Origin of the sequence: Methylobacterium frigidaeris (assembly GCF_022179185.1) — a bacterium.
Classification (GTDB): Bacteria; Pseudomonadota; Alphaproteobacteria; order Rhizobiales; family Beijerinckiaceae; genus Methylobacterium; species Methylobacterium frigidaeris.
This window is the reverse complement of the sequence record NZ_BPQJ01000459.1, coordinates 1-215: the sequence shown is the minus strand read 5'-3', so window position 1 is coordinate 215 and position 215 is coordinate 1. Positions and strand designations below refer to the sequence as shown.

The 215-nt window shown below is 69.8% G+C and carries 1 protein-coding gene; it reads left to right on the top strand.

Features of this window, described 5'->3' with window-relative positions:
* A partial coding sequence (locus MFF64_RS37645; protein ID WP_238194201.1) for a hypothetical protein occupies positions 1-215 on the top strand: 215 nt, incomplete at both ends.

The window sequence follows — 215 nt, the reverse complement described above, 5'->3', positions numbered from 1 at the left end:
AAGGAGCGCCTCCCGCTCCACTACAACTCCCCTCCCTATGCGGTCGGCGAGACCGGCCGCGTGGGCTACCCGGGCCGTCGCGAGATAGGACAGGGCAAGCTGGCGTGGCGGGCGATCCGGCCGGTCCTGCCACCGGCGCACGAGTTCCCGTACACGATCCGCGTCGTGTCCGAGATCACCGAGTCCAACGGCTCGTCCTCGATGGCCTCGGTCTG